This window comes from Vibrio sp. Vb0349 (genome assembly GCF_033338975.1).
The window spans coordinates 1-1,113 of record NZ_JAWOTS010000378.1 but is presented as its reverse complement, the minus strand read 5'-3'; the positions used below and the strand labels follow the sequence as shown (position 1 = coordinate 1,113).

Below are 1,113 nucleotides of genomic sequence, written 5' to 3'. Positions count from 1 at the left end.
ACAACCGCTTTAAAACCGTACTTCGCGTTTAACCACGTCGACATGTAACCACCAAGCGAGCTACCCACTAAGCCAATGTTGTAGTCGTCTTTGTATTGCTCAACAATATCCAACAACAATTGAGCGGCTTGTTCAGGAAAGCAAGGCAATTGTGGGACGATGACTTTGATGTCCGGACGATGCAGCGCGCAATATTCTCTCATTAAATTGGCTTTCATTGAGAGCGGTGAGCTGTTGAAACCGTGGATGTACCATAGAAGTGAAGGTTTACTCATAGAAGTCTCGCATGAAAAAGCGAGCCCGAACTTAGAGCTCGGGCATCATTAATATCCGTTGGAAGAGAAATCTGGCTGGAATTGGCCTTCTGGTAAACGGTCGACATGGGTTGTGATGTCGCCGTTGGTGTGCAGTTCTAGCTCACGCCAACCTGGGGATGTGGTATCAAGCGCGAAATCATCGGAATTCGGCTTAAACTGGACACACGTTGATGGTGTTGCCATCACTCGAATACCTTTGTGTATTACGTTCATGTCTTGATGAACATGCCCACACAAAATGCCTTTTACATTGTCGAATCGATCCACAACTTGCCAAAACGCTTCTGCGTCTTTCAACGTATGCTGATCAAGCCAAGCGCTCCCCACCAGCAAAGGATGGTGATGCAATAAAACCAGTGTATGACGCTCAGGAAATTCCGTTAATTTCTCTTCCAAAAGAGTCAACTGCTGATCGCTTAAACGCCCATGAGGCACGCCTACTACTTGAGAATCAAGCAAAATCAATTGCCAATTTTCACCCAGCAACACATGTTCTGCCGCTTGAATTTGTGGTGAAGGTAACACACTGCCCATATTGGGTTTGTAATCGTGATTTCCCGGCAGCCAATAACAATCCTTTTGCAGCGGCGCAATGCCATCAGCAAATCGTTGATAAGACTCGGCGCTATGATCCTGTGAAATATCGCCAGTCGCTAAAATGTAATCAAACCCCACTTTGCGGCGCAAAACTTCGTTAACCACAGCAGAAAAGCTGTCGGCTGTTTTTACGCTCAGCAAACTTCCCTCGTCTGCAGCGAACAGATGAGTATCCGTGATTTGTAAAAGTTTGATGCTG

Annotated in this window: 2 protein-coding genes; both read right to left on the bottom strand. The window is 46.2% G+C overall.

Features of this window, described 5'->3' with window-relative positions; all coding sequences use genetic code 11:
- The coding region (locus R7Q47_RS25990) for a YqiA/YcfP family alpha/beta fold hydrolase (RefSeq protein WP_318090227.1) at window positions 1-275 on the bottom strand (275 nt) is incomplete at its 3' end.
- Between the two features lie 48 nt (window positions 276-323).
- A partial coding sequence (gene cpdA, locus R7Q47_RS25985; RefSeq protein ID WP_318090226.1) for a 3',5'-cyclic-AMP phosphodiesterase occupies window positions 324-1,113 on the bottom strand: 790 nt, incomplete at its 5' end.